General features: G+C 66.5%; 26 protein-coding genes. 10 read left to right on the forward strand and 16 right to left on the reverse strand.

Annotation, left to right across the window (positions count from 1 at the left end; all coding sequences use genetic code 11):
- Positions 1 to 10: 10 nt before the first annotated feature.
- The gene (gene tldD / locus AOZ53_RS14965) at positions 11 to 1,471 is read right to left on the reverse strand and encodes a metalloprotease TldD (protein ID WP_049072501.1); all 1,461 of its coding nucleotides are present in this window, start codon (positions 1,469 to 1,471) and stop codon (positions 11 to 13) included.
- Between the two features lie 782 nt (positions 1,472 to 2,253).
- Between tldD and AOZ53_RS14970 the strand changes: the two genes are divergently transcribed.
- Positions 2,254 to 2,637, forward strand: a complete 384-nt coding sequence (locus AOZ53_RS14970) for an H-NS histone family protein (RefSeq protein ID WP_054473936.1) — start codon at positions 2,254 to 2,256, stop codon at positions 2,635 to 2,637.
- Positions 2,638 to 2,724: 87 nt separating this feature from the next.
- On the opposite strand, the gene AOZ53_RS14975 is transcribed toward AOZ53_RS14970, so the two are convergent.
- Positions 2,725 to 3,363, reverse strand: coding sequence for a DUF4136 domain-containing protein (locus AOZ53_RS14975; RefSeq protein ID WP_054473935.1), 639 nt, complete (start codon positions 3,361 to 3,363; stop codon positions 2,725 to 2,727).
- 152 nt (positions 3,364 to 3,515) lie between these two features.
- Between AOZ53_RS14975 and pepN the strand changes: the two genes are divergently transcribed.
- Positions 3,516 to 6,221 carry an aminopeptidase N gene (gene pepN, locus AOZ53_RS14980; RefSeq protein ID WP_054488345.1) on the forward strand — a complete coding sequence of 902 codons (2,706 nt, stop codon included), beginning with the start codon at positions 3,516 to 3,518 and terminating at the stop codon, positions 6,219 to 6,221.
- Positions 6,222 to 6,231: 10 nt separating this feature from the next.
- A complete protein-coding gene (locus AOZ53_RS14985) occupies positions 6,232 to 7,251 on the forward strand; it encodes a class 1 fructose-bisphosphatase (RefSeq protein WP_054433319.1) in 1,020 nt (339 codons plus the stop codon).
- 67 nt (positions 7,252 to 7,318) lie between these two features.
- Here the strand turns inward: AOZ53_RS14985 and AOZ53_RS14990 are convergent, their stop codons facing one another.
- From AOZ53_RS14990 to alaC, 4 genes are all read right to left on the reverse strand, one after another.
- Entirely contained in the window at positions 7,319 to 7,540 is a 222-nt protein-coding gene (locus AOZ53_RS14990; protein ID WP_054433320.1) for a YgdI/YgdR family lipoprotein, read from the reverse strand.
- A 153-nt stretch (positions 7,541 to 7,693) separates the two neighbouring features.
- Positions 7,694 to 9,103: a threonine synthase gene (gene thrC, locus AOZ53_RS14995; protein ID WP_054433321.1), complete on the reverse strand. Its 1,410-nt coding sequence runs from the start codon at positions 9,101 to 9,103 to the stop codon at positions 7,694 to 7,696.
- Positions 9,100 to 10,404: a homoserine dehydrogenase gene (locus AOZ53_RS15000; protein WP_054433322.1), complete on the reverse strand. Its 1,305-nt coding sequence runs from the start codon at positions 10,402 to 10,404 to the stop codon at positions 9,100 to 9,102. Before AOZ53_RS15000 ends, thrC begins: the two co-directional genes overlap by 4 nt.
- Before the next feature lie 186 nt (positions 10,405 to 10,590).
- Positions 10,591 to 11,775: an alanine transaminase gene (gene alaC / locus AOZ53_RS15005; RefSeq protein WP_006393775.1), complete on the reverse strand. Its 1,185-nt coding sequence runs from the start codon at positions 11,773 to 11,775 to the stop codon at positions 10,591 to 10,593.
- A gap of 235 nt (positions 11,776 to 12,010) precedes the next feature.
- Here alaC and AOZ53_RS15010 point away from each other — a divergent pair, with 235 nt between their 5' ends.
- The 3 genes from AOZ53_RS15010 to AOZ53_RS15020 are packed head-to-tail and all read left to right on the forward strand — an operon-like array spanning position 12,011 to position 14,696.
- Positions 12,011 to 12,472, forward strand: a complete 462-nt coding sequence (locus AOZ53_RS15010; RefSeq protein ID WP_054433323.1) for an Mth938-like domain-containing protein — start codon at positions 12,011 to 12,013, stop codon at positions 12,470 to 12,472.
- The gene (locus AOZ53_RS15015; protein ID WP_025140314.1) at positions 12,472 to 12,936 is read left to right on the forward strand and encodes a peroxiredoxin; all 465 of its coding nucleotides are present in this window, start codon (positions 12,472 to 12,474) and stop codon (positions 12,934 to 12,936) included. Before AOZ53_RS15010 ends, AOZ53_RS15015 begins: the two co-directional genes overlap by 1 nt.
- 59 nt (positions 12,937 to 12,995) lie before the next feature.
- Complete coding sequence (locus AOZ53_RS15020) at positions 12,996 to 14,696, forward strand: PhoH family protein (RefSeq protein ID WP_054433324.1); 1,701 nt, start codon at positions 12,996 to 12,998, stop codon at positions 14,694 to 14,696.
- A 70-nt stretch (positions 14,697 to 14,766) separates the two neighbouring features.
- Here AOZ53_RS15020 and AOZ53_RS15025 read toward each other — a convergent pair whose 3' ends face one another.
- The 7 genes from AOZ53_RS15025 to AOZ53_RS15055 all read right to left on the reverse strand — a co-directional run bounded on the left by AOZ53_RS15025 (position 14,767) and on the right by AOZ53_RS15055 (position 20,156).
- Complete coding sequence (locus AOZ53_RS15025; RefSeq protein ID WP_006388428.1) at positions 14,767 to 14,898, reverse strand: entericidin A/B family lipoprotein; 132 nt, start codon at positions 14,896 to 14,898, stop codon at positions 14,767 to 14,769.
- A 42-nt stretch (positions 14,899 to 14,940) separates the two neighbouring features.
- Positions 14,941 to 15,636, reverse strand: coding sequence for a fumarylacetoacetate hydrolase family protein (locus tag AOZ53_RS15030; RefSeq protein ID WP_054433325.1), 696 nt, complete (start codon positions 15,634 to 15,636; stop codon positions 14,941 to 14,943).
- A gap of 83 nt (positions 15,637 to 15,719) precedes the next feature.
- Positions 15,720 to 16,022, reverse strand: a complete 303-nt coding sequence (locus AOZ53_RS15035; RefSeq protein ID WP_006393770.1) for a Dabb family protein — start codon at positions 16,020 to 16,022, stop codon at positions 15,720 to 15,722.
- Positions 16,022 to 17,899 (reverse strand): ABC transporter permease, encoded by a 1,878-nt coding sequence (locus AOZ53_RS15040; protein ID WP_054433327.1) that lies wholly within the window; start codon positions 17,897 to 17,899, stop codon positions 16,022 to 16,024. The genes AOZ53_RS15035 and AOZ53_RS15040 overlap by 1 nt, the downstream gene beginning before the upstream one ends.
- Positions 17,900 to 17,912: 13 nt before the next feature.
- Entirely contained in the window at positions 17,913 to 18,605 is a 693-nt protein-coding gene (locus tag AOZ53_RS15045) for an ABC transporter ATP-binding protein (protein WP_054488347.1), read from the reverse strand.
- A complete protein-coding gene (locus tag AOZ53_RS15050) occupies positions 18,605 to 19,366 on the reverse strand; it encodes an ABC transporter ATP-binding protein (protein WP_054433329.1) in 762 nt (253 codons plus the stop codon). Before AOZ53_RS15050 ends, AOZ53_RS15045 begins: the two co-directional genes overlap by 1 nt.
- Positions 19,367 to 19,376: 10 nt before the next feature.
- A complete protein-coding gene (locus tag AOZ53_RS15055; RefSeq protein ID WP_054488349.1) occupies positions 19,377 to 20,156 on the reverse strand; it encodes an SDR family NAD(P)-dependent oxidoreductase in 780 nt (259 codons plus the stop codon).
- Between the two features lie 218 nt (positions 20,157 to 20,374).
- On the opposite strand from AOZ53_RS15055, the gene AOZ53_RS15060 reads away from it, so the two are divergent.
- From AOZ53_RS15060 to AOZ53_RS15075, 4 genes are all read left to right on the forward strand, one after another.
- Positions 20,375 to 20,773: a cupin domain-containing protein gene (locus AOZ53_RS15060; protein WP_054488351.1), complete on the forward strand. Its 399-nt coding sequence runs from the start codon at positions 20,375 to 20,377 to the stop codon at positions 20,771 to 20,773.
- 79 nt (positions 20,774 to 20,852) lie between these two features.
- On the forward strand, positions 20,853 to 22,064 hold the full coding sequence (locus AOZ53_RS15065; protein WP_054488353.1) for an ABC transporter substrate-binding protein: 1,212 nt from the start codon (positions 20,853 to 20,855) through the stop codon (positions 22,062 to 22,064).
- Positions 22,061 to 22,825, forward strand: coding sequence for an SDR family NAD(P)-dependent oxidoreductase (locus AOZ53_RS15070; RefSeq protein WP_054433333.1), 765 nt, complete (start codon positions 22,061 to 22,063; stop codon positions 22,823 to 22,825). Before AOZ53_RS15065 ends, AOZ53_RS15070 begins: the two co-directional genes overlap by 4 nt.
- Before the next feature lie 14 nt (positions 22,826 to 22,839).
- Complete coding sequence (locus tag AOZ53_RS15075) at positions 22,840 to 23,676, forward strand: IclR family transcriptional regulator (protein WP_054433334.1); 837 nt, start codon at positions 22,840 to 22,842, stop codon at positions 23,674 to 23,676.
- A 4-nt stretch (positions 23,677 to 23,680) separates the two neighbouring features.
- On the opposite strand, the gene ppa is transcribed toward AOZ53_RS15075, so the two are convergent.
- The 3 genes from ppa to AOZ53_RS15090 form a co-directional block, all read right to left on the reverse strand.
- Positions 23,681 to 24,211, reverse strand: a complete 531-nt coding sequence (gene ppa, locus AOZ53_RS15080) for an inorganic diphosphatase (RefSeq protein WP_054433335.1) — start codon at positions 24,209 to 24,211, stop codon at positions 23,681 to 23,683.
- Between the two features lie 28 nt (positions 24,212 to 24,239).
- A complete protein-coding gene (locus AOZ53_RS15085; protein WP_054433336.1) occupies positions 24,240 to 25,847 on the reverse strand; it encodes a heme biosynthesis HemY N-terminal domain-containing protein in 1,608 nt (535 codons plus the stop codon).
- Between the two features lie 5 nt (positions 25,848 to 25,852).
- On the reverse strand, positions 25,853 to 26,093 hold a 241-nt coding region (locus AOZ53_RS15090; RefSeq protein ID WP_197286490.1), incomplete at its 5' end, for a uroporphyrinogen-III C-methyltransferase.

A 26,093-nucleotide genomic window follows, 5' to 3' on the forward strand; every position in this document is an offset into this window, starting at 1 on the left:
TGGCGCCCGGTCAGGCCGTCCCGCCGACGGTCAGGCCTTCCATGCGAACGGTGGGCATGCCCACGCCCACCGGCACGCTCTGGCCGTCCTTGCCGCAGGTGCCCACGCCCGAATCCAGCTTCAGGTCGTCGCCGATCATGCTGACGCGGGTCATGGCGTCGGGACCGTTGCCGATCAGCGTGGCGCCCTTGACCGGGTACGTGATCTTGCCGTCCTCGATCATGTAGGCCTCGGAGGCCGAGAACACGAACTTGCCGTTGGTGATGTCGACCTGGCCGCCGCCGAAATTGGCCGCATACAAGCCGCGCTTGACGGAGGAGATGATTTCCTCGGGCGCCTTGTCTCCGGCCAGCATGTAGGTATTGGTCATGCGCGGCATCGGCAGGTGCGCGAACGATTCGCGGCGGCCATTGCCGGTGGCGGCGGTCTTCATCAGGCGCGCGTTCAGCGTGTCCTGCATGTAGCCGCGCAGGATGCCGTCTTCGATCAGCACGTTGCGCTGGGTGGCGTTGCCCTCGTCGTCGATATTGAGCGAGCCGCGGCGATCGGGAATGGTGCCGTCGTCGACCACGGTCACGCCCTTGGACGCGACGCGTTCGCCGATGCGGCCCGAGAACACGCTGGAGCCCTTGCGGTTGAAATCGCCTTCCAGGCCATGGCCGACGGCTTCGTGCAGCAGGATGCCGGGCCAGCCCGAACCCAGCACCACCGTCATTTCGCCGGCGGGCGCCGGACGCGCCTCCAGGTTGACCATGGCTTCGTGCACGGCGCGCTCGACATAGCCTTGCAGCATTTCATCCGTGAAATACGCCAGCCCCAGGCGGCCGCCGCCGCCGGCATGGCCCATTTCACGGCGCCCATTGCGCTCGGCGATGACGGTCAGCGACAGGCGCACCAGCGGGCGCACGTCGGCGGCCAGGCGGCCGTCGCTGCCGGCCACCAGCACCACGTCATATTCGGCGCCCAGGCCGGCCATGACCTGGATCACGTGCGGATCGCGGGCCCGCGCCATGCGCTCGATGCGTTCGAGCAGCGCCACCTTTTCGGGCGCGCTAAGCGTCGCCACCGGATCGATGTCGGCATACAGGCTGCGGCCCATTTCGGCTTCGACCTGCGCCGCCACCTTGACCTTGCCGGCGCCGCGGCGGGCAATGCCGCGCACCGCGTGGGCCGACGACAGCAAGGCGTCGGCCGACAGCGAATCGGAATAGGCGAACGCGGTTTTCTCGCCGCTGACGGCGCGCACGCCCACACCCTGGCTGATCGAGAAACTGCCGGTCTTGACGATGCCCTCTTCCAGGCTCCAGCCTTCGCTGCGGGTGTACTGGAAATACAGATCGGCGTAGTCGACCTTGTGGGTGAAGATTTCGCCGAGCGCGCGCGCCATGTCGGCCTCGGTCAACCCCCACGGGTCGAGCAGGAGCGATTTGGCGGTGGCCAGGGATGCAATAGCGGGATCGATGATTTTCATAGGACTCTGTTCGGGGGCGCCGGCGCGACGGACGCGGCAGCCATGACGCTCAAGGCTCTATCGTACCGCCGACACGGGGGCGGCGTCGCGGGCGTCGGATATTGTCTATCAAGTTAACCAATTGGGGACCGGTCCCAAACTGCGGCGGCGCGCCCTGCAAAATAACCGCTGCCATGATGCCGGGCCGATTGTCGGCCGCCAGGCCAGCCGATGCGCTTGCCAGACCAATGCGTCGAACTTGTCATACAACTCGACAACAAAATGAAAATGGCATGAAAACGCGCCTTGCATATGGGCCCACATTCAGGGCCCGCATACCGTTCTCGATGGATGGGAATGAAAATCCGCATACCCCTGGAAACTCACGTCCCGTGCGGATTTGGGCCAGTCGTCCTACCACCGGTTGAAACTCGCGTATTGGCGGCCAGCGCAATCCGGCATACCAAAGATTCATCCTTACCATCCACTGAAAAGCGGTCTTTTTCTGCCCATCCGCTCGCTTCGTGAAACAAAAACGCGCATTTCCCAACACGGAGTGTTGCATTCGTCCGCCCCGTGAACCAAACGGGCTTCTGTTTCATTTAGTCCCAAATTTGAGAATATCATTCCCAATACTTGCTCATGGCGCAAACCCGCTAGCCTAAAGACTTTCCGGCCGTTTTGATACAAAGTAATTAGACCAAAACAGCGGCAAAGGGACGTCAACTTCTGTATTATGCGAGGCACAACAAATAAACATAACTCCGCCGGCGATTAAAGCAGTTCCATAATCAGGAATAACCATGGCCCGAGAAACCTACGCAGCTCTGCAAGCAAAGATCGAAAAGGAAATCAACAAGCTCCAAAAGAAGGCTGAAGTCCTCCAAACCAAGCGCCGCAAACCGGTCATCGCCTCGATCATCACGTCGATGCGCGAGTACGACATCACCCCCGAAGAAATCGCCGCCGCCTTTGGCGCCGGCAAGCCCGTCCGCGCCACCCCCAGCGGCCGCCGCAAGGCTGGCGCCGCTGTCCGCCCGGCCAACGCCGCCAAACGCGCCGTTGCGCCCAAGTACCGTCATCCCCAAACCGGGGAGACCTGGAGCGGTCGTGGCAAGGCCCCCCGCTGGCTCGCCGCCGAAGAAGCGTCCGGCGCCACGCGCGACAGTTTTCTTATCAAAGAATAAAACCTATTATTCAGTAAGAAAAAACAAAAGGCGCACCAAGATGGTGCGCCTTTTTTATTTTACGGCTGCCTTTTGGCGTGACAAAAACTACTGGACCGGAAATTGGATTTCGCGCTCGGCGCCATTATTTCCCGGAAATCCATCAAATATTGCACGCACCAGATAAGGCATCATCCGCAGGAAATCGTCCCGCTCGCTGAGTATGAAGGCGCTGGAACGGTAGACCTCGGCCCCGCCGCGCTGGCTGTCGTGGATCTGCAGCGAGAGCGTGTTGCGCTGGACCACCATGGGCACGTCGACCCAGTCCGGCCCCCAATAGCCGTAATAGCCGCCCCACGGCCGCGGACCGTAGAAACCGCCATAGCCGTAGCCGCCGTTGAAATACGGGTCATACGGACGCCGCACCATGACCTGCGTCTGGCTCGTGCCATAACGGAACGAGACATCGAAGCGGGCCTTGGCGCCCGGCTGGGCTTCCACCAGACCGGTGGCGCCGATGCCGGCGCGCACCATGTCCTGGTATGACTGGTATTCGAGATTATTGGCTTGCGCCGGTTCGGCCGGCACGAATTGGTAAGTCTGGCCTTCGACGCCTGTCGGCCACTGCTGGAACGAGGTGACGCGCGCCGACACGGTGGGGGAGGCGCATCCGCTCAGCACCAGCGCCCCCAATACAGCCAGGATGGCGGCCCAGCGGCCGGTATTGAACGGGGAAGAACGGAACATTTGCAACTCCTCATTGCGCGACGGCGCCCATCATACTGAGCTTTGACCGCGCGGGCCCCGGAAAGTTTACGCCGGGGCCGGCACGCACGGTCCCTGCGTCCGCCGGGCCTGACACTACAATAGGACTCTCGTTCATACAGGACTGCAATCCCATGCGCACAGACACGCCCGTTACCGTATACCGCAAGGATTACCAGCCCTACCCCTACGACATCCCGCAGGTCTCCCTGGCCTTCGACCTGGCGCCCGACAGCACCGAGGTGCGCTGCGTCATGCAGGTCCGCCGCAAGGCCGACGCCAGCGCCGACGCCGCGCTGGTGCTGGACGGCGAAGAGCTGGAACTCGTCTCGGTAGGGGTGGATGGCCAGACGCTGCCGGCCGACCGTTTCCACCTGTCCGAACACAGCCTGGCGCTGTATGGCCTGCCCGCCGAAGCCACCGTCGAGATCGTCAGCCGCTGCAAGCCCTCGGCCAACTCGACGTTGATGGGCCTTTATGTCTCGGGCGGCAACTTCTTCACGCAGTGCGAGGCCGAGGGCTTTCGCCGCATCACCTGGTTCGCCGACCGCCCCGACGTCATGTCGCGCTACCGCGTCACCCTGCGCGCCGAGCCGGCCTACCCGGTGCTGCTGTCCAACGGCAACCTGGTCGCCTCGCGCCATCTGCCCGACGGCCGCAACGAGGTCGAATGGGAAGACCCGTTCCCCAAGCCCTGCTATCTGTTCGCCCTGGTGGGCGGCAACCTGACCCACCGCGAAACCACGGTCAAGACCGCCAGCGGCCGCGACGTGCTGTTGCAGGTCTATAGCGACCCGGGCGCCGAGACCAAGACCGAATGGGCGCTGGATTCCCTGGTGCGCGCGCTGCGCTGGGACGAAACCCGTTTCGGCCTGGAACTGGACCTGGACCGTTTCATGGTCGTGGCCGTCCATGATTTCAATATGGGCGCGATGGAGAACAAGGGCCTGAACATTTTCAATGCCGCCTACGTGCTGGCCGACGCGGATACCGCCACGGACGCCAATTACGAGGGCATCGAATCGGTCATCGGCCACGAGTATTTCCACAACTGGACCGGCAACCGCGTCACCTGCCGCGACTGGTTCCAGCTGAGCCTGAAGGAAGGCCTGACGGTATTCCGCGACCAGGAGTTCAGCGCCGACATGATGGCGCAGGACATGGACGAGGCCGCCGCCGCCAGCGCCCGCGCGGTCAAGCGCATCGACGACGTGGTCACGCTGCGCGCGGCGCAGTTCCCCGAGGACGCGGGCCCGATGGCCCACCCGATCCGCCCCGACAGCTACCAGGAAATCGGCAATTTCTATACCGCCACGGTGTACGAGAAAGGCGCCGAGGTCATCCGCATGCAGCACACGCTGCTGGGCGAGGCCGGTTTCCGCGCCGGCATGGACGAGTATTTCCGCCGCCATGACGGCCAGGCCGTGACCTGCGACGACTTCGTCGCCGCCATGGAATCGGTCTACACGCGTCAGCACCCGGGCCGCGATCTTTCGGTGTTCCGCAACTGGTACCGCCAGGCCGGCACGCCGCGCGTGACCGTCAAGCTGACGCACGACGCCACCGCGCGCCGCTGCACCGTGACGCTGTCGCAGGAATGCCAGCCGGTCGGCGTCGAGAAAAAGGCCCCCGCCGGTTTCGTCAAGGCGCCGTACCACATCCCCTTCGCCATCGGCCTGCTGGACCGCGATGGCCGCGCCCTGCCCCTGCGCCTGGACGGCGCGGAACACGACACGGCGCTGCTGGAACTGACCACGCAGACCCAGCAATGGCATTTCGACGGCATCGACGCGATGCCGGTGCCGTCGCTGCTGCGCGATTTTTCCGCGCCCGTGATTGTCGATTACGACTGGACCGACGAGGAACTGGCGCTGCTGTCGGCCCACGACACCAACCCCTTCGCACGCTGGGAAGCCGGCCAGGAACTGGCCACCCGCCAGATCCTGGCGCTGGCCGAGGCGCGCCAGGCCGGCCGCACGCTGCACGCCGACCCGGCCTTCATCGCCGCCTGGCGCGCGCTGCTGACCGACCCGGCGCTGGATGCCGCCTACCGCGCCCGCGCCCTGGCGCTGCCGTCGGAAAAGACCCTGGCCGAGCGCATGCAGGCCGTCGACCCGCCGGCGCTGGCCGTGGCGCGCGACTTCCTGCGCGCCGAGCTGGGCCGGCAACTGGCGGCGGAATTCCGCCAGGCCTTCGACGCCAACCAGACGCCGGGCGAGTACAGCCCCGCGCCGGTCCCGGCAGGCAAGCGCGCCCTGAAGAATCTGGCGCTCAGCCACCTGATGGCCGCCGGCGAGCACGAAGCGCAGCGCCTGGCCGAGCAGCAATACGAACACGCCGGCAACATGACCGACAGCATGGCGGCGCTGTCGGCCCTGATCAACTACGGCCAGGGCGAGTTCCCGCAACAGGCGCTGGCCGCGTTCTACGACAAGTGGCGCGACAACGCGCTGGTGGTGGACAAGTGGTTCGCGCTGCAGGCGGCGGCGCGCTACACCACGGTGCAGACCGCGCGCGACCTGATGACGCACCCGGCATTCACGCTGCGCACCCCGAACCGGGCGCGCGCGCTGATTTTCCAGTTCTGCCTGAACAACGCCCGCGGCATGCATCACCCGGATGGCTCGGGCTACGCCTTCTGGGCCGACCAGGTGCTGGCGCTGGACGCCCTCAACCCCGAGATCGCCGCGCGCCTGGCGCGCGCGCTGGACAACTGGTCGCGCTACGTGCCCGCCCTGCGCGGCCCCATGCAGGAAGCCCTGCAACGGGTGCGCGCCCACGAAGGGCTGTCGCGCAACGTGCAGGAAATCGTATCCAAGGCTTTAGAATTCGCAGCATAGGGAGAACCTCTTGAAACGTAAAACACTTACCCAATACCTGGTGGAGCAGCAACGCTCCGCGCAGGCCCTGGCCCCCGAAGTGCGGCTGCTCATCGAAGTCGTGGCGCGCGCCTGCAAGGCGATCAGCCACGCGGTCAGCAAGGGCGCGCTCGGCGGCGTCCTTGGCAGCCTCGAAAGCGAGAACGTGCAGGGCGAAGTGCAGAAGAAGCTGGACGTGCTGTCCAACGAAATCCTGCTCGAAGCCAACGAATGGGGCGGCCATCTGGCGGCCATGGCCTCGGAAGAGATGGAGACCATCCACCTGATTCCGAACCGCTACCCCAAGGGCGAATACCTGCTGCTGTTCGATCCCCTGGACGGCTCGTCGAACATCGACGTGAACGTGTCGATCGGCACCATCTTCTCGGTGCTGCATGCCCCCCACAACGTGTCGGGCGCGCCGGTCTGTGAAGCCGACTTCCTGCAGCCGGGCAACAAGCAGGTGGTGGCCGGCTATGCCGTCTACGGCCCGCAGACCATGCTGGTGCTGACCATCGGCAACGGCGTGGTGGGCTTCACGCTGGACCGCGAAATGGGTTCATGGGTGCTGACCCACGAGAACATCCGCGTGCCGGAAGACACCAAGGAATTCGCCATCAACATGTCGAACATGCGCCACTGGGCTCCCCCGGTCAAGCGCTACATCGACGATTGCCTGGCCGGCTCCACCGGCCCCCTGGGCAAGGACTACAACATGCGCTGGATCGCCTCGATGGTGGCGGACGTGCATCGCATCCTGACCCGCGGCGGCATCTTCATGTATCCCTGGGACGCGCGCGAGCCGGGCAAGGCCGGCAAGCTGCGCCTGATGTACGAAGCCAATCCGATGAGCTTCCTCATCGAGCAGGCCGGCGGCGCCTCGATCAACGGCACCGAGCGCATCCTGGACATCCAGCCCGACAAGCTGCACCAGCGCGTCAGCGTGATCCTGGGCTCGAAGAACGAAGTCGAGCGCGTGGGCCGCTACCACGCCGAGGACGCGGGCAAGTAAGCCGCGCCGCCAACGAAAAGCCCCGGCCGAGGCCGGGGCTTTTTTTCGTCAACAGCTTGGCGAAGGGTTACTTGACCTCTTCGATGGACTTCACATCGTCCTTGTTGATCTGGACCTTCTTGCCGTCCTTGTCGTACTCGTACATGCCGGACTTCTTGTCGTAGGTCGGCGCGTCGGGCGTCACGGTCGAGGTCCCGTCCCGTTGCTGAATGACCGAGGGCGACGAGCATCCGGCCAGCACCCCAACTCCGGTCACCACCAGGGCCAACGTCATGGTCTTCAGGTTCATGGGCGTGTTCTCCGAGTGTGAATGGTGGATTCACTGTATCGGATGCGCGCCGGGAAAAAGTGACGGCATGTGGCCAAAATGCGTGTGAAAGTAAAAAACCCCTCGCGGCTCACACCGCGAGGGGTTGCAACCCCATACAACCGCAAGCTGCCTTTACACCTTGGCGTGGGCCTCGATGTAGCGGCGCACGGCGGCGGCATCGCAGTCCATGACTTCGACGCGCTGCGGCAAGGATTCCAGGTTGGCCAGGTTGCCCGGCGGCGTGGCCGGACGGCCCAGCGCGGCCTCGATGGTTTCCGAGAACTTGGCCGGCAAGGCGGTTTCCAGCACCAGCATCGGCACGCCGGGCTCGACGTGCTCGCGCGCGACCTTGACGCCGTCGGCGGTGTGCGGATCGACCAGCACGCCGGTCTCGTCGTAGAGCGAACGGATCGTGGCCAGGCGATCTTCGTGCGAGCTGGCGCCCGAGACGAAGCCGTACTGCGCCTCGAATTGCGGCTTGAGCGCCGACAGGTCGAAGAAGCCGTCGCGCGCCATGTCCGCCCACAGCGCCTTGACGCGGTCGGCGTCGCGGCCGACCAGGTCGAAGATGAAGCGCTCGAAGTTCGAGGCGCGCGAGATGTCCATCGACGGGCTGGAGGTAGCGTAGGTCTGCTCGGCCGGACGCGGACGGTAGACGCCAGTGCGGAAGAACTCTTCCAGCACGTTGTTCTCGTTGGTGGCGAGCACCAGGCGGCGCACCGGCAGGCCCATGCCGCGGGCGATGTGGCCCGACAGGATGTTGCCGAAGTTGCCCGAGGGCACCGTGAACGAAACCTGCTGGCCCGGCTTGTCGGTGGCGCGCAGCCAGCCGTGGAAGTAGTACACCACCTGGGCGGCGATGCGCGCCCAGTTGATCGAGTTGACCGCGCCCAGGCGGTACTTGGCCTTGAAGGCCAGGTCGCCGGCCAGCGCCTTGACGATGTCCTGGGCTTCGTCGAACACGCCGCGCACGGCGATGTTGTGGATGTTCTCGTCCTGCAGCGAGTACATCTGGGCGCGCTGGAACGCGCTCATGCGGCCGTGCGGCGACAGCATGAACACGGCCACGCCGTGCTTGCCGCGCAGCGCGTATTCGGCCGCCGAACCGGTGTCGCCCGAGGTGGCGCCAACGATGTTGAGCGTGGTGCCGCGTTGAGTCAGCACGTACTCGAACACCTGGCCCAGGAACTGCATGGCCATGTCCTTGAAGGCCAGCGTCGGGCCCTCGGACAGGCCCAGCAGCGACAGGCCGTCGTTCAGCGGGCGCAGCGGGACGATGTCTTCGCTGTTGAAGATCTGCGGGGTGTAGGCGGCGTGGGTCAGGCGGCGCAGGTCCTCGGCCGGGATGTCGGTGGCAAAGCGCGACAGCACTTCGAACGCCAGGTCGGCGTACGGCAGGCCGCGCCACGATTCCAGCGTCTCGGCCGAGATCTGCGGCAGCTGCTCCGGCACGGCCAGGCCGCCGTCCGGCGCCAGCCCTTCGAGCAGGATGTCGGAGAACGGCTGGGGCGCCATGCCCCCGCGGGTTGAGATGTATTTCATATCAGGTGCTCCACGCGCAGGCGCGTGACCTTGGACCGTACGAACGGCAAGGCCTCGATGCGCTCGATGGCCTGGTTGACGTTGCCTTCCACCGCTTCGTGCGTCAGGAAGATGATGTCCGCGCCGCCGATGTGCGAGGGCTGCTGGATCATCGAGCCGATCGAGATCGAGCGGTCGGCCAAGAGGCGCGCGATGTCGGCCAGCACGCCCGGCTGGTCGTCCACGCGCAGGCGCAGGTAGTACGACGTGCTGACCTGCTCGATCGGCAGGATCGGCGTGTCGGCCATGGCGTCCGGCTGGAACGCCAGGTGCGGCACGCGGTTGCCCGGATCGGCGGTATGCAGGCGGGTCACGTCGACCAGGTCGGCCACCACCGCCGAGGCGGTCGGCTCTTCGCCAGCGCCCTGGCCGTAGTACAGCGTCGGGCCGACGGCGTCGCCCTTGACCAGCACCGCGTTCATGGCGCCTTCGACGTTGGCCAGCAGGCGCTCGGCCGGCACCAGCGCCGGGTGCACGCGCAGCTCGATGCCGTCGGCGCGGCGCTTGGTGATGCCCAGCAGCTTGATGCGGTAGCCCAGGCGCTCGGCGTGCTCGATGTCCTCGGCGGCCAGCTGCGAGATGCCTTCGATGTAGGCGCGGTCGAACTGCACCGGCACGCCGAAGGCCAGCGAGGCCAGCAGCGTCAGCTTGTGCGCGGCGTCGACGCCTTCCACGTCGAACGTGGGATCGGCTTCGGCGTAGCCCAGGCGCTGGGCTTCGGCCAGCACGTCGGCGAACGGCAGGCCGCGCGAGCGCATTTCCGACAGGATGAAATTGGTGGTGCCGTTGATGATGCCGGCGACCCACTGGATGCGGTTGGCGGTCAGGCCTTCGCGGATGGCCTTGATGATGGGGATGCCGCCGGCGACGGCGGCTTCGAAGGCCACCATCACGCCACGCTCGGAAGCCGCGGCGAAGATCTCGTTGCCATGCTTGGCCAGCAGCGCCTTGTTGGCGGTGACCACGTGCTTGCCGTTGGCGATGGCTTCCAGCACCAGCTCGCGCGCCAGGGTGTCGCCGCCGATCAGCTCGACCACGATGTCGATCTCGGGATCGCGCACCAGCGCGTGCACGTCGGTATCCACGGGCAGCGTGTCGCCGACGCGGGCGCGCGCCTTGGGCACGTCGCGCACGGCGGCGCGGGTCACTTCAATGCGGCGACCGGCGCGGCGCGCGATCTCTTCCGCATTGCGCGACAGCACCGTCCAGGTGCCGCCGCCGACCACGCCCAGGCCCAGCAGGCCCACTTTCATGGGATTCATCGCGGCGCCCTCGGCGGGCGGGCGTTGAGGGGAATTCATTTCAGTTCTCCATAATGCGGGCGCTACGCCACGCAAGCCACGCAAAAAACGGCTGCCCCCGGTATCGGGATGCCGCGGATCCGGCTCCGCCGGTCCGCAGGCATGCCCCCTCGAGGGGGAAGCGCCGCAGGCGCTTCGGGGGTGGACCTACAGCAAGCCGTCCTTGCGGAACATATCCTTGATGCCGCGCACCGCCTGGCGGGTGCGCTGCTCGTTTTCGATAAGAGCGAAGCGCACGTATTCGTCGCCATACTCGCCGAAGCCGATCCCGGGGGAAACGGCCACCTTCGCATCCGACAGGACGCGCTTGGCAAATTCCAAAGAGCCCATTGCCCGGTAGGGTTCGGGGATCTGCGCCCAGATGTACATGGACGCCTTGGGAATTTCCACATTCCAACCTGCTTCGTGCAGACCGCGCGCGAGCACGTCGCGGCGGCTTTGGTACTGCGCCACGATCTCGTTCACGCAGTCCTGCGGGCCGTCCAGGGCGGCGATCGAGGCCACCTGGATCGGCGTGAACGTGCCGTAGTCGTGATAGCTCTTGATGCGCGCCAGCGCGCCGACCAGCTCGCGGTTGCCGACCATGTAGCCGATGCGCCAGCCCGCCATGTTGTAGCTCTTGCTCATGGTGAAGAACTCGACCGCGACATCGCGCGCGCCGGGCACCTGCATGATCGAGGGGGCGACATAGCCGTCGAAGGTGATGTCGGCGTAGGCCAGGTCGTGCACCACCAGGATGTCGTGTTCCTTGGCCAGGGCCACCACGCGCTCGAAGAACGACAGGTCGACGCACTGGGCGGTCGGGTTGCTGGGGAAGCCCAGCACCATCATCTTGGGCTTGGGAATCGACTCGCGCACGGCGCGCTCGAGTTCCTCGAAGAAGTCCACGCCCGGCGTCATGCGCACGGAACGGATATTGGCGCCGGCGATGACCGCGCCATAGATGTGAATCGGGTAGCTGGGGTTGGGCACCAGCACGGTGTCGCCGCGGTCCAGGGTGGCCAGCATCAGGTGCGCCAGGCCTTCCTTGGAGCCGATGGTGACGATGGCTTCGGAATCGGGGTCGAGCTCGACCGCGTAGCGGCGCTGGTACCAGTCACAGATGGCCTTGCGCAGGCGCGGGATGCCCTTGGACACCGAGTAGCCGTGGGTGGTCGGGCGGATGGTGGCCTCGACCATCTTGTCGACGATGTGCTTGGGGGTGGCGCCGTCCGGATTGCCCATCGACATGTCGATGATGTCCTCGCCGCGCCGACGGGCCGCCATCTTGAGCTCGCCGGTAATGTTGAAAACGTACGGGGGCAAACGCTCAATGCGAGAGAACTTCCTCATGATGGGAATCCTTAGGGGGCGAAGGGGCAAAAATCCAGGGCGCGAGGGCGCGAAGGGGAAACGGGCTCAAAAGCCGCGCCAGCACACGTTTGCGGCGCAGCAAAACCCTGTAATCTAGCGCAAGGACGCCTGGGCGGCAAATTGGGCGAAAAAGCCCCCAATTTCGCAGTGGAAACCATGCAACATATGGCCATCCTGATGCGCTATTATCGGAGCCATAAAGCCGGAGTATTTATTGAAGCTGCATACCGATCCTGCGACGGCCGCTCTGAATACCGTCACCGCCTACGGTGACGGTTATATCGAGGTCAACCAGGTACGTTTTTCCTCCTCGGTCGCGTTTGGCCCCGAAGGCGAAGTTACCCATTGGCCCGTTGAGTCGCCGGCCGACATCACCCCCACCCTCTTGCGTCAGGCGGCCGGATTGTCCGAGCCCGTCCGCGACCCGTTGGCGTTCCTGGACGAACCCGAAGCCACCCCCAGCCGCCCGGCCAATGCGCCGGAAGTGCTGCTGGTGGGCACGGGCGGCCGGCAACAGTTCCTGCGCCCCGAAGTGCTGCGTCCCCTGTTGGCGGCGGGTATCGGCGTGGAAATCATGGACACCCACGCCGCCTCGCGCACCTACAACATCCTGATGGCGGAGGGCCGGCGCGTCGTCGTGGCCCTCATCCCCCCCAACGGAGAATCCCAGACATGATGATGCCCATCATCGGCAAGCCCGCCCCGCTGTTCACCGCTGAAAGCACCATCGGGCCGATCAGCCTGGAGCAGTGCCAGGGCCGCGCCGTGATCCTGTACTTCTATCCCAAGGACAACACCCCTGGCTGCACCACCGAGAGCCAGGATTTCCGCGACCTGCACGCCGACTTCCTGTCGGCCAGCGCCGTGGTGGTCGGAATCTCGCGCGATTCGCTGAAGTCGCACGAGAACTTCAAGGCCAAGTACGAGCTTCCTTTCCCTCTCATCTCCGACGCCGACGAAACCGTGTGCAATCTGTACGGCGTCATCAAGCAGAAGAACATGTACGGCAAGCAGGTGCGCGGCATCGAGCGCAGCACCTTTCTGATCGACGCTTACGGCGTGCTGGTGCAGGAGTGGCGCGGGGTGAAGGTCCCGAACCACGCCAAGGAAGTCCTGCAGGCCGCCAAGAGCATCGGTTAAGCCGTGCACAGGAATACCCGTCAGGTGCCATAGCCGGCCCATACTGGAGAGTGACGCATATGCCGCTTCCGAAGTTGCCCACCCGCCCCGCAGCCATCCTGACCTTCCCCTCGGGCGATAACGCCCGGGCGCAGGCCCGCAGCACCAAGACCGCCGCTGCGCGGTCGAACACCCAGGCCGTCCTGGCCGACGACGACGAGGACGAGCTGCTGGTCCAGCCCGAACTCGACGGCATCGGCGCGCCGGCCCACAAGGCGCAGATCCCGGCCCGCCAGGTTCCGCCCCCGCCGCCGGCCGCGCCGGCGACGCGCGCGCCGGCCCGCCAGGCCAAGGCCGCCCCGGCCCCGGCCAAGCGCGCCAAGGCGCGAGCCCAGAACGCGCCGCGCAAGCTGTTCGTGCTGGACACCAACGTGCTGCTGCACGACCCCAGCTCGCTGTTCCGCTTCGAAGAGCACGACATCTTCCTGCCGATGATGACGCTCGAAGAGCTGGACCACCAGAAAAAGGGCATGTCGGAAGTGGCGCGCAACGCCCGCCAGGTCAGCCGTTCGCTCGACGCGCTGGTGCAGGACGCGACCCAGCTCGAAGACGGCCTGGAGCTGGCCAAGCTGGGCAACAAGGACGCCACCGGGCGCCTGATGTTCCAGACCACCGCCATCCACAGCACCCTGCCGTCGGACCTGCCCATGGGCAAGGCCGACAACCAGATCCTGGGCGTGGTGCGGGCCCTGCAGGAAAAATACCCACAGCGCGAAGTCGTGCTGGTGTCCAAGGACATCAACATGCGCCTGAAGGCGCGCGCGCTCGGCATGGCCGCGGAAGACTACTTCAACGACCACGTCCTGGAAGACTCGGACCTGATGTATTCGGGCGTGATGCAGCTGCCCGAGGACTTCTGGAACAAGCACGGCAAGGACGTCGAGTCCTGGCAACAGGGCGGCACCACCTTCTACCGCATCCACGGCCCCTTGTGTTCGCAGTTCGTGGTCAACCAGTTCGTCTACTTCGAAGGCCAGATGCCCCTGTATGCCCAGGTGCGCGAGGTCAGCGGCAAGATGGCGGTGCTGGCGACGCTGCGCGACTATACCCACGGCAAGAACAACGTCTGGGGCATCACCGCGCGCAACCGCGAGCAGAACTTCGCCATGAACCTGCTGATGAACCCGGAATGCGACTTCGTGTCGCTGCTGGGCCAGGCCGGCACGGGCAAGACGCTGCTGGCCCTGGCGGCCGGCATCACCCAGGTGCTCGAGACCAAGCGCTACACCGAGATCATCATGACCCGCGTCACGGTGCCCGTCGGTGAGGACATCGGCTTCCTGCCCGGCACCGAGGAAGAAAAGATGCTGCCCTGGATGGGGGCGCTGGAAGACAACCTCGACGTGCTGAACATGGGCGAAGGCGAAGGCAACGGGGACTGGGGGCGCGCCGCCACCATGGACCTGATCCGTTCGCGCATCAAGGTCAAGTCGCTGAACTTCATGCGCGGTCGCACCTTCCTGAACAAGTACCTGATCATCGACGAGGCCCAGAACCTGACGCCCAAGCAGATGAAGACGCTGGTGACCCGCGCCGGCCCCGGTACCAAGGTGATCTGCCTGGGCAACATCGCCCAGATCGACACGCCCTACCTGACCGAAGGCAGCTCGGGCCTGACGTTCGTGGTCGACCGCTTCAAGGGCTGGCCGCATTCGGGCCACGTCACCCTGCAGCGCGGCGAGCGCTCGCGCCTGGCGGACTACGCCGGGGATGTGCTGTAGACCAGCCTCCACGCCAAAGAAAAAGCCCCTTGAGTGATCAAGGGGCTTTTTTATCACCTGGGCCGGACGATTACTTGTCGGCGGCGTTGGTGATGGCGTTGCCGGCTCGCGACATGTCCTTGCCCATGCCCGCCACGGTATTGCAACCGGCGAGTACGAAGCCGAACACGACGAAGGCGGTCAGCACGATCTTGCTGCGCATGCTGCGCTCCTGAAGTGTGGGGAAACGATTCCGGGCCGTACTTTAAACGATCTGGACGCGAAGTTCGCCCAGGCCTTCCACGCCGCCGGTGATGACGTCGCCCTGCACCACGGCGCCCACGCCCTCCGGCGTGCCGGTGAAGATGATGTCGCCGGGCTGCAGTTCGAACAGGCCCGACAGGTAGGAGATGCTCTCCGGCACGTTCCAGATCATCTGCGAGATGTCGCTGGCCTGCTTGCGCTGGCCATTGACGTCGAGCCAGATGGCGCCCTTGTCGAGCGTGCCGACCACGCTGCGCGGGTGGATCGGGCCCAGCGGCGCCGACAGGTCGAAGGCCTTGCCCACTTCCCAGGGACGGCCCTGCTTCTTCATTTCGCCCTGCAGGTCGCGGCGGGTCATGTCCAGGCCCAGGGCGTAGCCCCAGACGCAGTCGTTGGCTTCTTCGACCGGGATGTCGCGGCCGCCCTTGCCCAGCACCACCACCAGCTCCATTTCGTAGTGCAGGTTGGAGGTCTTGGGCGGATACGGCATCTTGCCGGTTTCGCCGTCGGCGACGCTCAGCACGGCGTCGGCGGGCTTGCAGAAGAAAAACGGATCTTCACGGCCGGTGAAGCCCATTTCCTTGGCGTGCTCGGCGTAGTTGCGGCCGACGCAATAGACGCGGCGCACGGGGAACAGCGCGGCGCTGCCGGCAACGGGAACCGCGGTCAGCGGCTGGGGAGGCAATACGTAGTCCATGATCTATCAACCTATGACGGGTGGAACGGTCCGATCGCAAAAATCATCCGCGAGTGTATCCCGTTCCGGGGCGACGGAAACATTCAGCAAATTGTAGGGATTTCTCCATCGAACACCACCAGGCGCTCGATGAAATCCGCCATGTAGGCCTTCATCTCCTGGTGGGCGGGCGACACCTGGTAGCGGTCATGGGCGGCGGCATCGCTGAACGCCGCCACCACCGCGTGGGTCAGGCCGTCCGAGCGACTGGCCTGGTTGGGCCGGAAGGCGTAACCCGCCACCCCGTCGCATTCGGCCAGGATGCGGTCGCAGTAGCCCTGCACCCGGTCATGGAAGCGCGCATCGGCGGCGCCGGACAATTGCAGCATTACGACGTGCAGGAACATCAGGACTCCTTTTTCGGACGGGCGACGGCGAGCCAGGCACGGGACACCAGCCCCATGATGCCGTCGCGGAACAGCAATACGCACAGCACGAAGATCGCGCCCTGCACGATCAGGACCCACGACCCCAGCGGCGCCAGGTAGTTTTGCAGCGAGACGAAGGTGAAGGCGCCGGCCAGCGGACCGAACACCGTGCCGATGCCGCCCAGCAGCGCCATCAGCACCACCTCGCCGTTGGCGTGCCAGTGCACGTCGGTCAGCGAGGCCACGCCGAACACCAGCACCTTGAGCCCGCCGGCCAGCCCCGCCACCGAGGCCGACAAGGTGAACGCCAGCAGCTTGTAGCGCGAAGTCGAATAACCCAGCGACCGGGCGCGCTGCTCGTTGTCGCGCACCGAGCGGATCACCTCGCCGAAGGGCGAATTGAGCACCCGCAGCACGAAGGCGTAGCCCAGCGCGAACACCGCCAGCGTGAAGTAGTACATCGGCATCACGCCATCCAGGTCGATCAGGCCGAACAGCTTGCCGCGCGGCACGCTCTGCAGGCCATCCTCGCCGCCGGTGAAGCCCGCCTGCACCGCGATGAAGTACACCAGCTGCGACAGCGCCAGCGTGATCATGGCGAAGTAGATGCCCTGGCGCCGGATGGCGATGGCGCCGAACGCCAGCCCCAGCAGGCCGCCGGTCAGCACCCCGGCCAGCAGGCCCAGTTCGGGCGTGGCGCCCAGCAGCTTCATGACGATGCCGGTGGCGTAGGCCGCCGCGCCAAAGAAGGCCGCATGGCCGAACGACAGCAGGCCGACATAGCCCACCAGCAGGTTGAAGGCCGCGGCGAACAGCGCGAAGCACAACACCTTCATCAGGAATGTGGGATAGACGAACCAGGGCGCGGCCAGCGCCACCAGCGCCAGGATCGCCATGCACCCGCGCATGGCGCGGCGCCCCAGCTGCACCGGCTGGCGGGTGGCCTCGGCGGCCAGCACGTTCTGCACCTGCAGCGGCTTGCCGAACAGGCCCGCCGGCTTGCACAGCAGCACCAGCACCATGATGATGAAGATCGCCAGGTTGGCGGCCTCCGGATAGAACACCTTGGTCAGCCCCTCGATGATGCCCAGCCCGAAGCCGCTGACGATGGCGCCCATGATGGAGCCCATGCCGCCGATCACCACCACCGCGAACACCACCACCACCAGGTTCGAGCCCATCATCGGGCTGACCTGGTAGATGGGCGCGGCGATCACGCCCGCCACCGACGCCAGCGCCACGCCCAGCGCGTAGGTCAGCGTGATCAGCAGCGGCACGTTGATGCCGAACGACCGCACGATGGTCGGATTCTCCGTGGCGGCGCGCAGCATGGCGCCGACCCGGGTCTTCTCGATCAGCACCCACACCGCCAGGCACAGCACCAGCGACACCGCCACCGCCCAGCCGCGGTACCACGGCAGGAACATGAAGCCCAGGTTGACCCCGCCCGTCAGCGCCTTGGGGATGGTGTAAGGCAATCCCGACACGCCATACGCCTGGCGCAGCCCGCCCTCGATCAGCAGGGCGATGCCGAAGGTCAGCAGCAGCCCGTAGAGATGGTCCATGCGGTAGGTGCGCGAGATCAGCACGCGCTCGACCACGATGGCGAACGCCGCCATGATGAGCGGCACCAGCACCAGCGCGGCCCAGTAGTTCACCCCCAGGTAGTTCAGCAGCATCCAGGCCAGGAACGCGCCCGCCGTGTACTGCGCGCCATGGGCGAAGTTGATGATGTTCAACAGGCCGAAGATCACCGCCAGCCCGATCGAGAGCAAGGCGTAGAACGAACCGTTGATCAGGCCGAGCAGGAGCTGGCCGAACAGTGCCGTGGACGGCACACCGAAAATTTCGAACACAGGATTCTCCCCCTCAGACGCCCAGGCGGCTCGCGATCCGCTCGGGATCGTTGCGCGCCTCTTGCGCCGACAATTGGTCGACCACGCGGCCATGCTCCATCACGTAGTGGCGGTCGGCCACCTTGGTGGCGAAGCGGAAATTCTGCTCGACCAGCACAATGGTGAAACCGCGCTCCTTGAGCGTGCGGATGGCCTGCCCGATCTGCTGCACGATCACCGGCGCCAACCCTTCGGTGGGTTCGTCCAGCAGGATCAGCTGGGCGCCGGTGCGCAGGATGCGGGCGATCGCCAGCATCTGCTGCTCGCCGCCCGACAGGTTGCCGCCGGAGCTGGCGCTGCGTTCGCGCAGATTGGGAAACAGGGTGTAGATCTCGTCCAGCGACATGCCGCCGTCCGCCAGGCGCGGCGGCAGCAGCAGGTTCTCGGTCACGTTCAGGCTGCGGAACACCGCCCGTTCCTCCGGGCAATACACCACGCCCAGCCGCGGGATGCGGTGCGGCGCCATGCCGACGGTTTCCTGGCCGTTGAGCCGGATCGAGCCGCGGCGCTTGTCCAGGATGCCCATGACGGCGCGCAGCGTGGTGGTCTTGCCGGCGCCGTTGCGGCCCAGGATGGTGACCAGCTCGCCGCGCCGCACCTCGATGTCGACGCCATGCAGCACATGCGATTCGCCGTACCAGGCATTGAGGTCCTTGATCGACAGCATCAGCCCTCTCCCTCTTCCGAGCCCATGTAGGCGGTAATGACGCGCTCGTCGCGCGACACCGTGGCGTAGTCGCCCTGCGCCAGCACCGCGCCGCGCGCCAGCACCGTGATGGTGTCGGACAGGTCCGCGACCACCGACAGGTTGTGCTCCACCATCAGGATGCTGCGGTTGGCCGACACGCGCCGGATCAGCGCCGCGATGCGCGCCACGTCTTCCTGGCCGAGGCCGGCCATCGGCTCGTCCAGCAGCATCACGTCCGGCTCCAGCGCCAAGGTCATGGCGATCTCCAGCGCCCGCTTGCGGCCATAGGGCAGCAGGGCCGCGGTGGTGTCGGCCATGCCGGCCAGGCCCACGGCGTCCAGCAGGGCCAGGCCCTGCTCGTTGAGGCGGTCGACGCTGCGGCGGCTGCGCCAGAAGCGCAGGCCGTCGCCATGCTGGCGCATCAGCGCCACGCGCATGTTCTGCAGCACGGTCAGCCCCAGGAACACCGCCGAGATCTGGAACGAGCGCACGATGCCCAGGCGCGCGATCTGCTCCGGCGCCAGCGACGTGATGTCGCGGCCGCGGTAGTGGATCACGCCCTGGTCGGGCGTCAGGAATTTGGTCAGCAGGTTGAAGCAGGTGGTCTTGCCGGCGCCGTTGGGGCCGATCAAGGCATGGATGGAACCTTCCCGCAGGGCCAGGGACACGCCGTCGACGGCATTGAAGCCGCCGAACCGCTTGACCAGCCCCTGGGCGGACAGAACCGCTTGGGTGCTCATGGCCGTCCTCCTACATGCGGGCCAACAGGCCGCCGTCGATCGCCAGCACGTGGCCATTGACGAACGCGGCGCCCGGCGAGGCCAGGTAGACCACCGCCGGCGCGATGTCCTCCGGCGTGGCCCAGCGCCCCACCGGCACCGCGCTCGACAGGAACGACTGGAACTGCGGATTGTCCTGCAGCCCCTGGGTGAAGTCGGTGCGCACGAAGCCCGGCGCCAGCGCGTTGCAGGTGACGCCCTGGCCGCCGTATTCGACCGCCAGCGCGCGCGTGAACGCCGCGATCGCGCCCTTGGCGGTGGCGTAGGCCGCGATGTTCGGCATGGTGGCCTGGCCCGCGACCGACGACATCAGCACGATGCGGCCGAAGCCGCGCGCCGCCATGGCGGGCAGCACCGCGCGGGCGCAATGGAACGCGCCGTTCACATGGACGTTCTGCAACGCCTGCCATTCGGCCGGCGCCATCTCCACCACTGGCTTGCGGTTCTGGTTGCCGGCATTGCTGACCAGCACGTCGATGGCCACGCCATCGGCTTCCAGCCGCGCCACGGCTGCGGCCACGGCGTCGCCGTCGGCCACGTCGAACACCGCGCTGCGCGCCGTGATGCCGGCCGCGGCCAGTTGCCCGCAGGCGGCGTCGCAGGCGGCCTGCGACAGATCGTTGATCACCACGCGCGCGCCCGCCCGGCCCAGGCCGGCGGCGATGGCATATCCCAGTCCGCGCGCGCCCCCCGTCACCAGCGCCGTGCGCCCGGCCAACCCGAAGGTCTGGCCCAGATAGTCCTGATTCAAGCTTGTCTCCTTGTCTTATAGGCGCCGGATCTCTCGGGACCGCGGACATCGGGAAAGGCTTCCCGAGCCCCGCGGCCCCCGGTCCGGCTCGTGTCGATCCCGCTTTTCTTGGCTCACAACAGGATTGACATTAATCTCAATATACGCGACTATTTTTAAACACTCAATAACAAGATTTTTATTTTTTCTTCCATAACGAGTATTGGCTAGGAGACATCATGGCCCTCGAAACCCCTGGCTGCCCCGCAGTCAACGCGCTGCCGCCGCTGGCGTCGCGCTTCCTGAAAGTCGACGAACTGCCCTGGAAACCCACGCAGGTCGAAGGCATCGAGATGAAGGTGCTGATGCAGGACAAGGAGTCCGGCCTGCTGACCGCGCTGTTCCGCTGGCAGCCCGGCACCGAACTGCCGCTGCACGAGCACGTCGAGGTCGAGCAGACCTATGTGCTGGAAGGCTCGATCGTCGATGCCGAAGGCGAAGTGCGCGCCGGCGACTACGTCTGGCGGCCGCGCGGCAACCAGCACGTGGCGCGCGCGCCGCACGGCGCGCTGGTGCTGAGCTTCTTCCTGAAACCCAACCTGTTCATCGACGCCTACGCCGGCCAGACCCTGGAATAGGCGCCGCGCCGGCAAGATCCGCGCGACCGCCCGGCACAGGGCAGCGCGCAAAGACATAAGCCCCCAAGGAGACAACCCCATGAATACCCGTTTCAAGCTTTGCCTGGCCGCCTGCGCGCTGGGCGCTGTTTCGCTGTCGGCCCAGGCCCAGGTGTCCGACGACGTCGTCAAGATCGGCGTGCTGGGCGACCAGTCCGGCATGATGGCCGACCTGTCCGGCAAGTTCGGCGTCGAGGCCGTGAAGATGGCCGTCGAGGATTTCGGCGGCACCGTGCTGGGCAAGCCGATCGAGGTGGTGTCCGCCGACCACCAGAACAAGGTGGACATCGGCGTCTCCATCGCGCGCCGCTGGTACGAGAACGACAAGGTCGACCTGATCCTGGACGTGCCCAACTCCGCCATCGCCCTGGCGGTGCAGGACCTGACCCGCCAGATGAAGCGCGTGGTGATCTTCACCAGCGCCGGCTCGGCCGACCTGACCGGCAAGGCCTGCTCGCCCAACGGCATGCACTGGACCTACGACACCTACGCCTACGCCACCGGCGTGGCCAGCGGCGTCATGGAAGACGGCGGCAAGAGCTGGTTCTTCATCACCTCCGACTACGCCTTCGGCCACTCGCTCGAACGCGACGCCATGGCGGTGGTCAAGGCCAAGGGCGGCCAGGTGGTCGGCAGCGTGCGCCACCCCATCGCCAGCGCCGACTTCTCGTCGTTCCTGCTGCAGGCGCAGGCCTCCAAGGCGCAGGTGATCGGCCTGGCCAACGGCAGCGGCGACACCATCAACAGCATCAAGCAGGCGTTCGAATTCGGCATCATGGGCAGCAAGCAGCGCGTGGCGGCGCTCTTCATGAGCATCGTCGACGTGCGCAGCGTCGGACTGGAATACGCGCAGGGGCTGAACCTGGTCGAGCCGTTCTACTGGGACCAGGACGACAAGGCGCGCCAATGGTCCGAGCGCTACTTCAAGCGCACCGGCCGCATGCCGTCGATGGTGCAGGCCAGCAACTACAGCGCCACCATGCACTACCTGAACGCGGTCAAGGCCGCCGGCACCGATGCATCCGAGGCGGTGATCAAGAAAATGCATGACACGCCCATCAACGACTTCATGACCGAGAACGGCCGCATCCGCGAGGATGGCCGCGTGATGCGCGACCTGTACCTGTTCCAGGTGAAGAAGCCGTCAGAATCGAAGCGCGACTGGGACTACTACAAGCTGGTGCGCAAGATTCCCGCCGAACAGGCGTTCCGTCCGCTGGACCAGGGCGGCTGCGCGCTGGTGAAGCAATGACCGGGGGCCCGCTCGGACTGTTGGCCGGCAAGCGGGCCGTCGTCACGGGGGGCGCCAACCCCCGTGGCATCGGCGCCGCCATCGTCGCGCAATTCCTGGCGCAGGGCGCCAGCGTGGCGGTGCTGGACCGCGACTTTCCCGACCACGCCGACGCCGGGCTGGCCGGCGGCCGCGTCAACCTGCACTGCGATGTGTCGAGCAGCGCCTCCTGCGAGCAGGCCGTGGCGCAGGCGGCGCGGGCGCTGGGCGGCATCGACGTGCTGGTGAACAACGCCGGCATCGTCGCCGCGACCCGCATCTGGGACCTGCCCGAGGACGAGTTCCGCCGCATGGTCGACGTCAACCTGACCGGCACCTACAACGTGACGCGCGCCGCCCTGCCCCGGCTGCTGGAAAGCGAGCGCCACCCGGCCATCGTCAACCTCGGCTCGACCGCCGCCCTGCGCGGCGGCGGCCTGCTGGGCGGTTCGCACTACGCCGCCTCCAAGGGCGGCGTGATCAGCTTCACCAAGGCGCTGGCGCGGGAACTGGGGCCGCGCGGCGTGCGCGCCAACTGCGTGGCGCCGGGCATCATCGAGACCGACATGACGCTCGGCAAATTCGGCGAAAATTGGGAACAAGAACTCAAACAGGGCATTCCGCTGCAACGCTTCGGCTCCCCGGCCGAAGTGGCGCAGGCCATTCTCTTCCTGGCCTCGGACCTGTCCTCCTACTCAACCGGCATCGTGGTCGACGTCAACGGCGGCTTCCACATTCACTAGGCACGTCAGCAGCAATGAGCACTCCCGATCGCATGTTGTCCATCCTCGATCTCTTCCGCGACGACACCACCGCCGCCTTCCAGGAAGACGTCATGGCGCATCTGGAGTGCTCGCGCGCCACGGCCTACCGCTATCTCAAGTCGCTCACCGAAAGCGGCCTGCTGGCGCCGACCGCGGGCGGCGCCTACGTGCTCGGCTCGCGCATCATCGAGCTCGACCGGCACCTGCGCCAGCACGACCCGCTGATGCGCGCGGCGCGCGAGGTCATGCGCGCCACCGGCGACGAACTCAACGCCAACCTGATGCTGTGCAGCTACTACGGCGACAAGGTCATGTGCGTGGACCGCTACTGGACCGACCATTCGATCGAATCCAGCTACGCGCGCGGCCGCCCCTTCCCGATGTTCCGCGGCGCCACCGCCAAGCCCATCCTGGCCAATCTGCCGCCCTACCAGCTGCGCAACCTGATGCTGTGGCACGCCGCGGAGATCCGCGAGGCCGGCCTGGGCGAGGATTGGGATGCGTTCCGCGCCAACATCAAGCAGCTGCGCGCGGCTGGCGTCTGCGTCTCGCACGGCGAGGTCGACCCGGGATTGATGGGGATCGGCTCGGCGATCTTCACGCCGGACCAGAAGGTGGTGGGCAGCCTGGTGTTCATCGCCGCCGAGGCGCGCACGCCCGCCAAGCGGCTGGCGCTGCTGCAGGAACGCATCCAGGCCGCCGCGGCGCAGGTGACGCAGAATCTGCAGGGCCTGCAAGACAACGGCGCGGCGGCGATCGGCATCATGCCGTCGCGGCCGCGCCGCCTGAAAGCGCCCGCCGGTGCGACACCGGCGCGGCGCAAGGCCTGATCGATCAGGCCTTGTTGTAGCGCTCGGCGCTCTTGACGATTTCCTCGTGGGCGGCGTCGACGCCCTTCCAGCCCTTGACCTTGACCCACTTGCCCTTTTCCAGGTCCTTGTAGTGCTCGAAGAAGTGCTGGATGCGGGCCGTGTCTTCGGCCGGCAGGTCTTCGTAGGACTTGATGTTACGGTACGGGGGGTACAGCTTTTCGATCGGCACGGCCAGCAGCTTGGCGTCGCCACCCGACTCGTCGTCCATTTCCAGCACGCCGATGGCGCGGCAGCGCACCACGGCGCCGATCTGGATCGGGAACGGGGTCAGCACCAGCACGTCGGCGGGGTCGCCGTCTTCCGACAGGGTCTGCGGGATGTAGCCGTAGTTGCACGGGTAGTGCATGGCCGTCAGCATGAAGCGGTCGACGAAGATCGCGCCCGACTCCTTGTCGACCTCGTACTTCACCGGGTCGGCGTTCATGGGGATTTCAATGATCACATTGAAGTCTTCCGGCAGCTTCTTGCCGGGGGACACGCGGTCATAACTCATGATTGAACCTTGTTAGTCTGAAAGAGGATCAAAGCGAGCCGTCGTCCTTGAACGGCGGCTTGGTGGTCGGCGCCGGCGCGGCGGGCGCGGCCGGCTTGGGCGAAGCCGGCGCGGCCGGCGAATACGTCGGCACGGGATTGTCGAACGCGGCGGCCGGAATCGGCGCGCTGTCGAAATACTCGTCGATGTCGGACGTGCCGCCGACGACCGGCGCATCTTCCGGCGCCAGCGCGCGCGCCTGCTGTTCCTTGTTGGCGCGGGCGTCCGGATCCAGCACGTAATCCGAGGCCGACGCGGCCACCGAGGGCGGCAGCGCGGGATAGTCGCCGCCGATATCGGCGTCGACATCCGAGAGGCCCACCGCATAGCCGCCCTCGGCGTCCAGGCGGTAGGGGTCCGAGCCGATATCCGCGGCCGGCAGCGCCGCGTCGGCGGCCAGCACCGGCAGCGCCATGCTGGCGGCGGTGGCGAGGCGCCAGTGGCGCACGGCGTCGGCGGGACGGTCGAGACGGTCGTACAGGCTGCCCAGCAGCGCGTGCGTCTGCGCATCGCCGCGGCGCGACAGGCTGCGCAGCAGGTAGCGTTCGGCCTGGCCCCACAGCTGGCCGTTCAGGCACAGCATGCCCAGCGCGGTCAGCAGGTCGGGATCGGTGGGACGCTGCTGCAGCCAGGTCTCGGCCTTGGCCAGGCGGCGCGACACCTGCTCGGCGTCGCAACGCGCGTAGGCGGCCACCAGGGCGGGATTGAATTTCACGGCGATGGCGGCTTCGAGCACCTTGGCGGCCTCGTTGGCCTCGCCGGCCGCTTCGAAGGCGGCGGCGCCGGCCAGCGCGATTTCGGGCAGCAGGCGCTCCTCGGCCTTGAGGTCCTTCCAGATGGCGCGCCAGCCGTCGTTGGCGGCCGCCGCGCGCAAGCGCGCCGCGCCGGCCACGTCGATCAGGTGGTCGCCTTCGGTGCGCGCCAGCGCATTGCGGCGCAGCAGGCCGCGCGCCAGCGTGAAGACCTGTTCGTCATGGTGCAGGGCCGTGTGCGCGCGCAGCAGCAGGCGCATGGTGTGCAGGTGGCGGGCGCCGCCATCGGCCAGCGGCGCCAGCACGGCCAGCGCGCGCTCGGCGCGGCCCTGGTCCAGCAGCATGTCGGCCGAGACCGTCGCGGTGGCTTCCACCAGGCCAGGGTCGGCGCCGGCCTGTTCCTGCGCGGTCGCCAGCAGGCGGTCGCGGCGGTCGAATTCACCCAGGCCATGCGCGGCGCGGGCGGCCGACAAGGCGGCCAGCACGCGGCGGGTCTGCACCTTGGTCTGCTCGAGCAGCTTGGTCAGGTCTTTTTCGGCGTGCGAATAACGGCCTTCGAGCAGGCCGATCCAGCCGCGCTCGAGCAATTCGTGATCGCGCGCCTGGGCGCGCTTGCCGCGCCAGGCGCGGACGCGATCGGGAATGGCCAGCAGCCAGGCCAGCAGGCGCAGGCCCACATACAGCACCACGAAGGCCGCCACGATCAGCAGCACGGCCAGCGTCAGCGACATCGAGATGCGCCACGGCCAGACCAGCAGCAGCACATTGCCGGAATGGGAGCGCAGCACCACCGCCAGGGCGACGGCGATGACGGCGAGCAGCAGAGTCCAGAACCAGGTACGCATGGGCGTCAGTCCTGATCGCTGGTCTTGAAGCCGGCGGCGCGCAGCGCGGCCACGGCGTTCAGGCTGTCGGACACATCGGGCATGCGCACCGCGATGTCGGTCTGCGCCAGTTCGCGGGCCAGGTTCTGGGCCGCGACCGTGTCGGGGGAACGGGTGTCGAAGTACTTGGCCAGCGTAGTGCCGACGTTGTCGAGCTCGCTCTTCCAGACCGCGGGCTGGCGCATCAGCATGGCCAGTTGCACGGTC

Origin of the sequence: Achromobacter sp. 2789STDY5608621 (genome assembly GCF_001299375.1) — a bacterium.
In the GTDB taxonomy this organism is placed as follows: domain Bacteria; phylum Pseudomonadota; class Gammaproteobacteria; order Burkholderiales; family Burkholderiaceae_B; genus Achromobacter; species Achromobacter insuavis.